The 13,990-nt window shown below is 39.0% G+C and carries 8 protein-coding genes; 3 read left to right on the top strand and 5 right to left on the bottom strand.

The features are described from left to right. Positions 1–9: 9 nt before the first annotated feature. Positions 10–2,685, top strand: coding sequence for a glycoside hydrolase family 3 protein (locus OQZ33_RS16230; protein ID WP_265800150.1), 2,676 nt, complete (start codon positions 10–12; stop codon positions 2,683–2,685). A gap of 107 nt (positions 2,686–2,792) precedes the next feature. Here OQZ33_RS16230 and OQZ33_RS16225 read toward each other — a convergent pair whose 3' ends face one another. The 5 genes from OQZ33_RS16225 to OQZ33_RS16205 all read right to left on the bottom strand — a co-directional run bounded on the left by OQZ33_RS16225 (position 2,793) and on the right by OQZ33_RS16205 (position 10,389). Continuing rightward, positions 2,793–3,878 carry an Ldh family oxidoreductase gene (locus tag OQZ33_RS16225; RefSeq protein ID WP_265800149.1) on the bottom strand — a complete coding sequence of 362 codons (1,086 nt, stop codon included), beginning with the start codon at positions 3,876–3,878 and terminating at the stop codon, positions 2,793–2,795. Positions 3,879–3,911: 33 nt separating this feature from the next. Then, a complete protein-coding gene (bshC, locus tag OQZ33_RS16220; RefSeq protein ID WP_265800148.1) occupies positions 3,912–5,498 on the bottom strand; it encodes a bacillithiol biosynthesis cysteine-adding enzyme BshC in 1,587 nt (528 codons plus the stop codon). 69 nt (positions 5,499–5,567) lie between these two features. After that, positions 5,568–7,415 carry an alpha-L-fucosidase gene (locus tag OQZ33_RS16215; protein ID WP_265800147.1) on the bottom strand — a complete coding sequence of 616 codons (1,848 nt, stop codon included), beginning with the start codon at positions 7,413–7,415 and terminating at the stop codon, positions 5,568–5,570. Positions 7,416–7,593: 178 nt separating this feature from the next. Then, a complete protein-coding gene (locus OQZ33_RS16210; protein ID WP_056848702.1) occupies positions 7,594–9,528 on the bottom strand; it encodes a DEAD/DEAH box helicase in 1,935 nt (644 codons plus the stop codon). 393 nt (positions 9,529–9,921) lie between these two features. Next, the gene (locus OQZ33_RS16205; protein ID WP_056848703.1) at positions 9,922–10,389 is read right to left on the bottom strand and encodes a DUF4293 domain-containing protein; all 468 of its coding nucleotides are present in this window, start codon (positions 10,387–10,389) and stop codon (positions 9,922–9,924) included. A 282-nt stretch (positions 10,390–10,671) separates the two neighbouring features. Here OQZ33_RS16205 and OQZ33_RS16200 point away from each other — a divergent pair, with 282 nt between their 5' ends. Together OQZ33_RS16200 and truA are read left to right on the top strand one after the other, a co-directional pair. Then, positions 10,672–13,164 (top strand): prolyl oligopeptidase family serine peptidase, encoded by a 2,493-nt coding sequence (locus OQZ33_RS16200; RefSeq protein WP_265800146.1) that lies wholly within the window; start codon positions 10,672–10,674, stop codon positions 13,162–13,164. Positions 13,165–13,191: 27 nt separating this feature from the next. Beyond that, positions 13,192–13,986, top strand: a complete 795-nt coding sequence (gene truA, locus OQZ33_RS16195; protein ID WP_265800144.1) for a tRNA pseudouridine(38-40) synthase TruA — start codon at positions 13,192–13,194, stop codon at positions 13,984–13,986. Positions 13,987–13,990: the final 4 nt, after the last annotated feature.

Raw genomic sequence — 13,990 nt, 5'->3', positions numbered from 1 at the left:
TTAAACACTATGAAGATAAAATGTTTTGTAGCCATTCTTGGGATAACTATTTTTTCTCTTGATGCAATAAACACATTTGCACAAAAGCAAACAACCCCTGTTTACAAAGATGCGAAGGCAAGTATTGATGACAGGGTGAAGGATTTGCTGGCGAGAATGACTCCGGAAGAAAAATTCTGGCAATTGTTTATGATTCCCGGCGACCTTGACGGAGTGGACAAAAAGCGTTATCAAAATGGGATCTTCGGTTTACAGGTAAGTGCTGTATCTCAAGGTGGTGGTGGTGCCAACCAAATGATGAGCTACAATACTTCAGAAAATGCGTTCACATTGGCCAAGAAAATTAACGCCATCCAGAAATTTTTCGTAACTGAAACCAGGCTGGGCATTCCGATTATTCCTTTTGATGAAGCCCTTCATGGTTTGGTGCGTCAAGGTGCAACTGCTTTTCCCCAGGCAATTGGTCTTGCAGCCAGTTTTGATACCGAAAATATGGCTAATGTTGCCCGGGCAATAGCTGGAGAAACTAAAGTGAGAGGAATTAGAGATATTTTGACGCCGGTAGTAAACATCGCATCGGATGTGCGTTGGGGCAGAACCGAAGAAACCTACGGTGAAGATCCCTTTCTTTCTTCGCAAATGGGTTTGGCTTTTGTCAGCGCATTCGAAAAGCAAAATATTATTACCACACCTAAACACTTTATTGCAAATGTGGGCGATGGCGGTCGCGACAGTTATCCTATCCATTTCAATGAGCGGATGATGAAGGAAATCTATTATCCGCCTTTTGAAGTGGCCATAAAACAGGGCAAAAGCAGATCGCTGATGACGGCTTACAATTCTATTGATGGAACTCCGGCAACATCAAACTATCAATTGCTTACTCAAAAGTTAAAAACGGATTGGGGTTTCGGAGGTTTTGTAATCTCTGATGCTGGAGCCGTTGGTGGAGCTAGCGTATTGCATCATACCGCAACAGGCTATGCACAATCCACCATACAAGCCATTGAAGGCGGGTTAGATGTGATTTTTCAAACTGAATTTGATCACTACAAACTTTTCATTCCGCCATTTTTGAATGGTTCAATTTCGAAAAGCCGAATCGATGATGCCGTTTCAAGGGTTTTAAAAGCAAAGTTTGATTTGGGGCTTTTCGAAAATCCATATGTATCAGAAAAGGATGCTGAAAAAGCTGTAAGCGATAAACGCAATAAATCTGTAGCAAAAGCAGCCGCCCAAAAGTCATTTGTGCTGTTAAAAAATGAGCAATCAATACTGCCCCTAAAAACCGAGAAGAAGATTTTAGTATTAGGAGAAGATGCCACTGAAGCACGTCTAGGAGGTTACAGCGGTTCTGGAAATGGTAAAATCAGTATTCTGGAAGGAATCAGGAAAAGGGTGGGGCAACCAGGAAATGTACTTTATACGAAAGGAAGCAGTCGCGATCCTAAATTCTACCAAATTATTCCAGCTAATTTTTTACGTACCGATACAACAAGTGGTTTAAAGGCCGAATTCTTCGATAATTTGAACTTCAGCGGCTCACCGGTGGTTACCAGAATCGACAAGAAAATCGATTTCATGTGGACCCTTTATGCGCCCGACCGCAAACTTGCAAAAGATCTATACTCGGTAAGGTGGACTGGAAATTTAGTTGCTCCGAAAACCGGAGTATTCAAGATCGGCTTAGAAGGGAATGATGGTTTCAGACTTTTTATCAACGATAAATTGTTGATCGATCAATGGGAGAAAACTTCTTATCATAGTCGCCTGATCTCTTTTAATTTTGAAAAAGATAAAAAATATGCCGTCCGCATCGAATTCCAAGAAACGAAAGGCAATGCCTACATCAAATTCATTTCTGATTTTGAAGTGATTGATAATGTTGACAAAGAACTCGCTGAAGCCGTTTCGATTGCCAAACAAGCAGATGTTGTGGTGATTGCTGCCGGTATAAAGGAGGGTGAATTTCAAGATCGAGCCATGTTGAACTTGCCTGGAAATCAGGAGCAGCTAATTAATGAAATGGCTAAAACCGGTAAGCCTGTTGTGGTGCTATTGGTTGGTGGAAGTGCAATTACGATGAATAATTGGATAGATCATGTACCTGCTGTTTTAAATGTTTGGTATCCGGGGGAAGAAGGAGGAAACGCAATAGCGGAAATGCTTTTTGGCGATTATAATCCTGCCGGGCGATTGCCGATAACCTACCCGGTACATGAATCGCAATTGCCATTGGTATATAACCATAAACCTACCGGACGTGGTGATGATTACAATAACCTTAGTGGAGAACCACTATTCCCATTTGGCTACGGCTTGAGTTATACAGAATTTGAATACAGTGACTTGGTTTTGAGTAAACGTGAAATCAATCAACATGAGAAGGTTACCGCCACTTTTAAACTAAAAAATATCGGCAACCGGGCAGGTGAAGAAGTTGCTCAACTTTATATTCGGGATATGTTGGCAACCGTTGTAAGGCCAGTATTGGAACTTAAAGGATTCAAGAGAATTGGCTTAAAACCAGGAGAAAGTAAAGAGATTGTGTTTGAAATCGAGCCAGAAATGCTGAAAATGCTCAATGCAGAAATGAAATCTGTGATTGAACCAGGAGATTTCCGAATCATGATTGGCGCATCGAGTAAAGCGTTATTGTTAAAGGAAACCCTTAAAGTATTGTGATGCTACACTTCGTTTAAGCAGAAAGATTTTGCCTTTTTATGGTAGGTTAACCATATGTACTTAGTTAGTTATCGCCGTGAGTGCTGGTTACACTCGCGGCTTTTTCTTTAATTTAAACCTTCAATTCCTAATTTTTCGGCTAACTCATTCAAATCTTTTACTACAACGTCGATCAAAGGTATTCCGCTAACTTTTCTCTCTTGTTCATACTCATGTTCCGGTTCGCCAGGTATAATTACTTTCTTATCAGGATCAATTGTTTCTGCATTTTTAAAACGTTCCACCCAATTGTCCAGGTGGTTTTTAAATTCTTCGGCAGGGCGGAAACCATCTACACGCATTGCGCCTAAGAAATGGCCTAAACCTTCACCAACAGGGTTTGCCGAGGGTTCTAAAAAAGCAACAAAAGGTGGCACCCATGGGCCATAGTTTGCACCTGAAAGCACAGCCGATAAAATATCCACTGTAGCACTCAATCCGTAACCTTTATGGCTTCCGTGATCTTTATCGCTACCCAAAGGCAAAAGCGAACCCCCACCTTTCAATTCATTAGGGTCGATGGAATTTTTTCCGTTTTTATCTTGTACCCAGCCTTCAGGTATAGGTTTGTTAGCTCTTTGAGCGATTTCTAATTTTCCATTTGCAGCTGCTGATGTAGCCATATCTACAATTACGGGTGGATATTTCCCTGCCGGGAATGCGTAACACATTGGGTTAGTTCCAAGTAGCCTTTCATTGGCGTAAGTTGGCGCAACCAGTGGACTTGCGTTGGTCATGCTGATGCCGATCATATCTTTTTCTACCGCCATTAAAGCATGGTAACCTGCAATGCCGAAATGGTTGGAATTTTTTACTGAAACCCATCCGCTTCCGTACTTCTCTGCTTTTTCGATGGCTACTTTCATTGCGAAAGGTGCCACAACCAAACCCAAACCCGCATCTCCGTCAACTGTTGCAGTGGTTGGCGTTTCATGCACAATTTTAATATCAGGTGCGGCATTAATTCTATTTTTCTCCCATAAACGAACATAGCCACTTAAACGAGCTACACCATGTGAATCAATTCCACGTAAATCAGAACGAATTAATACATCTGTAGCAAGCTCGGCATGTTCATCAGAACAGCCCATTTTTTTAAAAACGTTGTAAGTAAAAGTTCGAAGCTTGGTTTCGGTGAAGTTTATAAAGTTCATTTTTGCATTAATTTGTCGTTACAATGACTTTGTTTAGGGTAAAAGTAGCGTGAAATCGCCGCCAAGTGGCTCAAAGTTTTCTATGCAGGATGAAAGAAAATCTTCCCCGTAGTTGACATACATCGGTGCGATATTCAAAGTTCTTTCTTGCATCGTACCATTAGGAAAAAGGCGCTTTTTAACATTTTCAATTTGTACCAATGCCATTTCATGCTTCCGTTTTTCAGCCCTAAAAAGTTTCTTTTCCAGGTTGGCTAGCAAGCGATTCGTCTTTTGCTTTGCGGTATCGGTAGAAACCGATAAGGTTTTATCAATCTTGTAAGCATTTAACTTAATCTGGTCAAAAATACTATTGATGGCACGGGTTTCATCGGCAAGGCTAAGCTGGGCAGTTGAGTTTTTCTTTACCCACAGATTTTTCAACTCTTCAACCGGTAAAAAGATATCCTCCAAAGAGAACCCTAGACTGTATAAATTTTCGGCACTACGTTTATCAATCAACAAAGCCGAATTACGGAGCAATAACACCGGAAAGTCTACTTTATAAAAATCAAAATTGGCTTTCAGCTGCATCCAGTAAGCTATTTCGGCGCCCCCACCGATGTAAGCAATGTTGGGCAAAATTAATTCCTGGTACATTGGTCGCATCACTACATTTGGACTGAACCGTTCGGGATTCGATGCGATTTCTGCTAACAATTCATCTTCGGTAAAACTGATGTCAGTATGATTGACCACGTATTTTCCATCTTCAAATATTAAACGTTCCCGCAAATCATCTTTGAGATAAAAGAAATTAATATCCCTGCCGTTAACCTGGGTTTTGTAGCCTTTTTCCTCGAGCTGGTTAGAGGTAGAGTCGATATTTTTAGAACTGTTATGCTGCCTCACATCATCCGCTATTATACTCGCGAAAATCTTTTTTAGTGCCGGTTCATCTGCATTAACGATTACCAAACCGTATTTTTCAAATAAATTATTTACCAGATAACGTGTAGCATCTGCTAAATTATCATGTTCTAGGTAAGCTTTTTCTACCAGTTTAGCAATGTGCTTTCCATTTTTCGAAATACCCAAATAGCCTTTGTAAGCGGTTACTGCAGCAGCGACAGTTTTGGTACTTAACCTGCCAGTAGCACCATTGGTGGTTTGTATCCAGCTGATATTTTTTTCATCAACACTTACGTGATTAATTTCTTCAAAATCATGATCTTCTGTGGCCATCCAATAAACAGGGACAAAATTTTTATCAGGATGGGCCATCTTTAACTCGATAGCAAGATTTATCGCGGTAACGATCTTGTAAATGAAATATAAAGGACCCGTAAAAAGATTAAGTTGATGGCCTGTGGTTACTGTAAAAGTATTTTCAGAAGCCAGCAGTTCGATGTTTTTTGTTACCGATTTATTGGTTTGGATATGCCGATATTGATTTTTCAGAACATCAACCAGAATGTTTCGGTCTCCTAAAAAATTCCTGTTTTCTATTGCCTGGGCTAAACCATCCCTATCAGGACGATAACTGTAAAAAGGCCTTAACTGCGCTTCATCATTAATATAATCTAAAACCAGTTTCGAAAAAGAGCCAGTTTCCTGATAGGAAATATATTTTGCCTGCATAATTAGCGAAAGTAATGCAATTTAAGAATATTTGTAAAGCAGAACTACTATTTTACAATAGTTAAAGAATTAGAGATTGCTTTCAATTGCGCCCACGTTTCCTCGGTACAATTTTAGAGGTCCATCTAAAAGTACCGCAATTACAGTTAAGTGTGTATCTAATATTTCTTTTGGAATATCGATGTATACAATACCTGGTATTTTGCTCCAATAAAGCTTGTTGTAAATTTCATGGTTTAGCATCGTGCCTTGTCCAACCACCCGAATTCTACTTATTCTATTTTCTAATCCCTTTATCGAAATTGGGCCTGTAGGCTCACCTTCTAAAAATAAATACAGTGTTTGTTTATCTGCAGAAAGTACAGTATTACCTTGATAGTGCCCTGTAGGAATGCCAGCTTTGGTTTTATATAAAGCTTCTGCATTTTTTATAACCCATTCGTTTATGCTTTTCTTTGAATTTTTGATACCCGATTTAAAGTCCTTTCCATCTGCAGCAAGATTAGTATTATCGAAAATATTGATCCCATCATTTAAATTACTTGAAAGGGTGCTCAGATTTAAATTTGTAAAATCCGTTGCAGGAGTAACTTCGAATAACGTTTGAAACGAAATTGGCTCATCCTTTTCTTCTGATAGCTGTATTTCTCCGCTAAAAGTAACCCGTAATACGGTAGCATCTTTATCGAACTGTTCTTCTTTAATATCAAAAATATAATCTGTATCATTAAGTTTTGTTGTTTCAACGGGCGCATCATTGCCAAGCACATCTACCTTTTTTATTTTTGATTTAATGCCTGATAAAACAATACCATGTGTGGTTTTGAAATCTAAATAAATGTAGAGCTGCTTTTTATCTTTTGATAAAGCAGTTTTAGCATTCACATGCTTTTTTGGTATGCCTGCTGTAGTGCCATAAATTGCATCTGCATGTTTGTTAGTCCAACGGCCTAAATCTTTCAAAATTTTAACTTGCTCAGAGGCGATTGTTCCATCCGGCTTCGGGCCAATGTCAAGCAACAAATTTCCGCCCATACTGATACAGTCTATCAAAGTTCTAATGATCATATTAGACGATTTATAACGACTATCATAAGGCTGGTAGCCCCATGAATCATTCATAGTATAACAAAGCTCCCAGTAGCTACCTGTGGGTTTAACAATTGGTACACCTTGTTCTGGCGTTTCATAGTCGCCCTGCTCATCAAGGCGTGAGTTGATGATAATCTCAGGATTTTTATTTTGCAATAAACTTCGAACTCTATCTGTTTGCCATTCGGCAGAAGTATGTTCCCAATCTCCATCAAACCAAAATAAATCAGGATTATACTGATTTGAAAGTTCTTTTAGCTGTGTATGGTAATAGTTTAAAAAAATGTTCCAGCGTTTTGGATTTTTTTTTAAATCATAACGTTTCCTTTCCCGGGTGAAGATATCGTAATCAGGGTAACTCCAATCGGGCAGCGAAAAATACAGACCGGTTTTTAATCCCGCTTTCTTTAAGTCATTTACAAAAGGCGTGATCAAATCTTTTTTTGCTGCACTATTCTTTATGGTTGTAGTTGCATTCGCTGCTTTGCTATTCCAAAGTGAAATGCCATCATGATGTTTTGTGGTGATTACCGCGTATTTGGCTCCACTTTCTTTAATCAGATTTACCCATTCCTGCGAATTGTATTGATCAGCACCAAACCCTTCCAGTTGTTTCATGTAAGCATCGTGGTTAATGTAATTGTTGAAAAATGACCACGATTCTGAAATTCCATTCACAGAATAAATTCCCCAATGGATAAAAATACCGAGCTTTGCATCGGCAAACCACTGCATTTTTTCATTGGACTTACTCACATGTTGAGCTGAAACTTTGCTGGTTTGTAGTAGAAATAAAAACGAGAAAACAAATTTTAAAAACTGCATAATATTTTTGTTGATTTAAATATAGCAGATATACTCCTATTATCTAAACTCACTGCGGTAACTACATCATTTATATTGAAATAGCCACCCATATTGATACAGTTTTTGCAAATTTTAAGCACAAAAAAAGCCGTCCTGAATGAACAGGACGGCTTTTAAAATATATGTTTTTAGTGATTTACCATTTTTTTCTGCGTTCGCCACTTCCACCTTCACGACTTCCACCTTCTCTGCGTCCGCTTCCACCTTCTCTACTTCCACCTTTTTCATCACGGCTACGTCCTGAGAAATCTCTAAAACCACCACCAGCGTTTCCACCTTCTCTGCTTCCGCCTTCTCTACGACCGCTACCGCCAGAACTTCTTCTGTCGCCACCGCCGCTGCCACCACGGTAACCACCGCCACCGCCGCTTCTGCGTTCGCCACCGAAACCACCGCTACGTCTTTCACCGCCACCGCGTCTTTCGCCAGCACCTTCGCCACGACCACCATCTCCGCTTTTCTCGATACGTACTGCACGACCGTTAAATTCAACAGATTTAAAGCCTTCGAAAACTTTATCAGCTACATCATCTTCAACCTCAAAGAAAGAGAAAACACCTTTTAAGTCGATTTTACCAACGCTTTTGCCAGCAATTTTTCCGTTGTTACAGATAAATGATAACATATCGCCACGGGTAAATTCATCTACAGAACCTAAGTTGATAAACAAACGGGTGTAACCTTCGCTACCACGTCCGCGTCTTTCACCACGTTCACCTCTTTCGCCACGATCATCGCCAACAGCTGCATTTAAATCAGGTGCTTTAGAATAGTAGTCTAAGAAACGGTTAAATTCTAATGAAGCAAAACGTTTGATTACATCCTCTTTAGATAAATCTTTAAATTCATCCATAATACGCGGAATGTATTGATCAATTTGCTCCACATTAACTTCTACATTATGCACTTTATGTACCAATGAGAATAATTGTTTTTCACAAACATCAAATCCGGTAGGAAGCTCAGCTTTAGTAAATTGTTTACCAATAATGCGCTCCAATTGACGGATTTTTCCCAGCTCTTTTGAGTTGATGATACAGATTGAAATACCAGTTTTACCAGCACGGCCAGTACGGCCAGAACGGTGGGTATAACTCTCAATTTCATCAGGTAAAGAATAGTTAATTACGTGGGTTACATTGTTTACATCGATACCACGGGCAGCAACATCAGTAGCAATTAACAATTGCATGTTACGCTCACGGAAACGTTGCATTACTTTATCACGTTGTTGTTGCGATAAATCGCCATGTAAAGCATCAGCATTGTAACCATCTTTAATTAAATGCTCAGCAACATCTTGTGTATCCAATTTGGTTTTACAAAATACTACGGCAAAAATTTCAGGGTTGAAATCTACAATACGTTTTAAGGCAGCGTATTTATCACGGGCACGAACAATATAATATTCGTGTTCGATGTTAACGTTACCCGTGTTTTTTGTGCCCATGGTTAATTCAACAGGCTCGTTCATGTATTTTTTAGCAATACGGCGAACTTCTGCTGGCATTGTAGCCGAGAATAACCAGGTTTTTTTGTCATCAGGAGTAGTTGATAAAATGTCGTTGATGTCATCCTGGAAACCCATGTTTAACATCTCGTCAGCTTCATCAAGCACAACATATTTAACGTTTGAAAAATCAATTGCCTTACGGCCAATGATATCCAACATACGGCCGGGCGTGGCCACTACGATTTGAACGCCTTGGCGTATTTCGCGTAGTTGTTGCATAATGTTCGCGCCACCGTAAACGGCAACAACGTGGGCATTAGCAACGTTTTTAGAAAAGTTTTTAAGGTCGTTAGCGATCTGTAAGCATAACTCACGGGTAGGGCATAAAATCAATGCCTGTGGTTTATTAACTTTAAAATCGATTAGTTCTAACAGCGGCAAACCAAATGCGGCTGTTTTTCCTGTTCCTGTTTGGGCCAAACCAACAAAATCATTAGTGCCTTCTAACAGTACAGGAATACTTTGCTCCTGAATAGGCGTTGGAGTTTCAAATCCAAGGTCCTTTACGGCATTAACGACGTCATCACTTATCCCCAATAATTGAAATGGGTTTGTCATTCGTCTTTTATTTTTAATTGAGCCGCAAAGGTACGGTTAATATTTCGTATTTTACTGATAGTTAGTTAAATAGTTTTTATAGCTAAATAATTGAAAATAAGCAAGAAAGAAATTAAGGGGAAGAGGGTATTGGAAATAGAAAATAGACGAAGGTAAATTAGCAGCGAAACGTTTGTTAATATCTTTAGAATTTGAAAATCAAAACCTGCTTTCTGTGGGCTAAATCACTCCCGCTTTACACTGCAATCTTTTTGTTTTAAACCTCGTAGGTTTAATTCAAGTAGTCTATTATTGTAATTGCCTCATTGAGTACTTCGCCGTTTAAAAACCTACGAGGTTTGCAAAAAGTATTTTCGTTTCAATCGGGTTTAAAAGGCAAAAGCATCAACAATATTATCGCAACCTTTCAGCAGAGCGGATTAACCTCTCGTCTTTATTAATGCCGAAAATGGCTAAAATAATAAATAAGATTGCAATAGCGGGTAGGTAAGCACCGACTCCAAACTTTGCGCTGTCAATTCCTCCAGGAAGTTGTTTGGCGTAAATACTGCACCAAAAAGCAAAACCAATAATCAACACGATGTTTAAAATCGCTACTTTTTTTTGAACGCTTCTTCGTTTGAAATTGAAGATGTTGGCAAAACTCATCAAAGCTACCGCGATATTGGTGATAAACAACGGAAGGAAATCACTAACAGTTACTCCTGAACCTGACCTTCCTATAACCGCTTTATGTAAGCCATTCGTATAAATCTCAGCTACAGTTGGCCCTGTTTCTTTGAATGCAATTGGAAAGAAAATCATTAAAGCCAATGTTAGCGCCGCTAGTAATAACCAAATGGTTTGTATTCTTTGTATCATGTTAATTTAAAATAATAGGCAATTATAGGAATTCTATTTCATCCTTAAAAAATATTTTCCTGCTCTGCTAATCAACTACTGTCAAATTTTTAAATTTATCACCGTAAGCTTATTTCATTAATGTAACAAATAGGTGAAAATGTGAGGTGAACCCTTTTTTTAATGGTGATCTGAAAATTATAGCTGATATTAGTCAAAACCAATTCTTCAGATAAGTTACGACACTTTTTCAATTATAAAAACTAATTTAATTCAAACTCACGTCACTCAATAAAACGATTTATGTTAAAACACTTATTTACATTAATTATTTTAATTGCGGCATCAAAAGCTTTTGCTCAAGATACCCTTAAATTTGAAAATGCTCTTACGGTGGCCAGCGGAAGTCGCTATGGCCGTGAGGCAATATACACTGATCAGCTAGCGTATAAAATGGCGAACGGCACCTTACAAACGCCAAATGAAAGCGGCGAATTTACTAGCGGTGCGAACGGTGAAAAAATTTTTTGGAAAGCAATTAAAGCAGATGCGAACGGTCGTTTCAGTGTATTTACCAGAAGGTCGACGCAAACCACCAATAATCCTTTTTTAAATCCTGGGGGTATAGACAGAGGTTCCGATTACATCTATCTAAGTTATACTTCTCTAAAAGAACAAACGGCCATTTTGAACGTAATTGGCGGTAATACACTGTTTTTTAATGGTATTCCACATATGGGCGATCCTTACGGTTCTGGTTATATGCACATCCCTGTGCAATTGAAAAAAGGAGTTAACGAACTTTTTGTTCGAGGTGCCAGTATTCTGCCAAGAATCATTTTAAATGTTAAACCCTTAATCATCCATACAGATGACCTCACGCTACCTCATATTGTAATCAGTGAAATAAACGGAATATTGAAAGGTGCCATAACCATTAGCAATTCTTCTTTAAATGATGAAGATGCTTTACAGATAAAAACAATTTTGAATGGCAGGCAGAAACAAACTAAGATCGCGAAAATCTTAAAATTAAGTATGAGAAAGTCGATTTTCGAATTCGACGCCAGTGCAGTCAGGGAGGAAGGTAATTATAATCTGGAGATTCAGCTACTAAAAAATGGAAAAATTGCTGATCTGCAAAACTTGTCAGTTGAAGCCGTAAAAGGTTCATCAAGTTATAAGCAAACTTTTATCAGTAAAATAGATGGCAGTTTGCAGTATTTTGCCGTAACTCCTCAGCTGGGTGGTTGGAAGCCTAATTCTGCCTTGTTTCTTTCTGTACATGGTGCGGGGGTAGAAGCAATAGGACAGGCACGGGCTTACAAGTCAAAAGATTGGGGTACAGTTGCAGCTGCTACCAATCGCCGGCCACGAGGTTTTAATTGGGAAGATTGGGGCCGTCAGGATGCGCTTGAGGTTTTAGAGCTGGCGAAAAAACAATTTAAGCCGAATGAAAAGCAGATTTACCTTACTGGTCACTCTATGGGCGGACACGGCACCTGGTTTTTAGGCGCCACATATCCTGATAAATGGGCGGCAATTGCTCCCGCAGCCGGTTATGCATCGCTAAAAGACTATGGCTCTGCAGATGGTAAAATTCCAGACAGCAGCAAAAATATGATCGAAAAGATGTTGCTGAGAGCCGGAAATCAAAGCGATGTACCAAAGTTAGCCAGCAATTACAAACAGCTCGGAGTATATATTTTACATGGTGATGCAGATCGTGTTGTTCCTGTTAGCTACGCCAGGCAAATGAAAAAAGTGCTGGCAGATTTTCATCCTGATTTTAGCTATTACGAATACCCGGGCGGCGAACATTGGTTTGGTGATCAAAGTGTAGATTGGCCGCCAATATTTAATTTTTTTAAATGGCATAACATCAAAGCTGATTCTGCTGTCAACCATATTGATTTCATTACCTCCAGTCCAGGTATTTCTGCAACATATCGATGGGCTACAATTCATCAGCAAATTCAACCTTCACAATACAGCCGGATAATTTTGAACAGAGATAGGAAGTCTTCAACCATAACCGGTAAAACAGAAAACATTGAGATGTTGCGTTTAGCCTTGACAGAATTTGCCGCTAAAACTAGCGTTAAAATTACTTTAGATAGTTTAGCTGATATCAATTACATCACGCAAACCGATCACGATACGTTAACACTGGAAAAATCTGATCAACAGTGGCAAATTGTAAAAGGGGTTAATGTTCAAAATAAGAATCCGCTTAGATCTGGTACGTTTAAAGAAGCCTTTAATTACAAGATGATATTTGTTGTTGGTACCAAAGGCAATGCTGAGGCCAATCAAGCCAACTTAAATAAAGCAAAATATGATGCGGAAAGCTGGTATTACCGTGGTAACGGAGCGGTGGATATCATTACGGACAAAGAATTTTTGGGTTCGAAATATGCAGGGAGAAATATCATTTTGTATGGTAATTCGGAGAATAACAGCGCATGGAAAGGACTCTTGAAAGATTGTCCGATTCAGGTAAGCAATACCCAAATAACGGCTGGAAAACATCAATGGAAGGGAGCTGACTTAGCTGCATATTATATTTGGCCTCAAAAAGATCCCAAGCTTTTAATTGGTGTTGTTGCTGGAACAGGTGCTGTAGGTACAAAAGTGGCTTATGCCAATCAATATTTTGCCGGCGGAAGTGGGTTTCCTGATTTTATGATTTTTTCATCCGATCTGCCCAAACAAGGAAGTAAGGGTATAAAATTAACCGGATTCTACAACAACAAATGGCAACTTGATGAAAAGAATGTCGCTAAATCAGAATAAGAATCATTTGAATGTAATTTGCAATGCTTGTCCTTTGAAGTAAAAGGAAAAAAGTATTTTTGCAGCGCTTTGAGTAAAAAAAGGTATTTCATACAAATTGCTTATGATGGCAGCTTATATCACGGTTGGCAAATTCAGCCCAATGCAATAACTGTGCAGGAGCTTTTGGATAAAGCGATGTCTACCTTTTACAGGCAGCCAATAGAAACTTTGGGCTGCGGCCGGACGGATTCTGGGGTTCATGCTACCGAGTTTTTTGCACATTTCGATGTGGAAGATATGGAAGAATCGAAAGTGATACAGGGGGTAGTAGGGATAAATGCCATGCTGCCTTACCAAATTGCTGCAAAAAGAATCATTCCTGTCCATGACGACGCACATGCTCGTTTTGATGCCACTGCGAGAGCCTATAAATATTATCTGCATTTCGAAAAAAATCCTTTTAAATTAAATCGATCATGGCTGGTTAAAGATAGACTTGATGTACCATTAATGAATCAGGCAGCTGCGATATTGTTGGAGTATACCGATTTTTCTTGTTTCAGTAAGTCAAATACCCAAACTTTCACTAATAATTGTAAAATTGTAGGAGCTAGCTTCGATACACTAGAAGATGGTTTGGTTTTTACCATTCAGGCCGATCGCTTTTTAAGAAACATGGTTAGGGCAATAATGGGCACTTTGGTTAGAGTAGGGAAACATGAAATAACACTCAATGAATTTAAAGGAATAATTGAAAGCAAAAATCGCAGCAAAGCTGGCCAGTCAGTTCCAGCATGCGGTTTATATTTAGTTAAAGTTGAATATCCGTATATAAAGTAAAAAT

The organism is Pedobacter sp. MC2016-05 (assembly GCF_026239735.1).
In the GTDB taxonomy this organism is placed as follows: Bacteria; Bacteroidota; Bacteroidia; order Sphingobacteriales; family Sphingobacteriaceae; genus Pedobacter.
The sequence above is the reverse complement of the archived record's forward strand: the minus strand, read 5'-3'. Positions and strand labels throughout refer to the sequence as shown.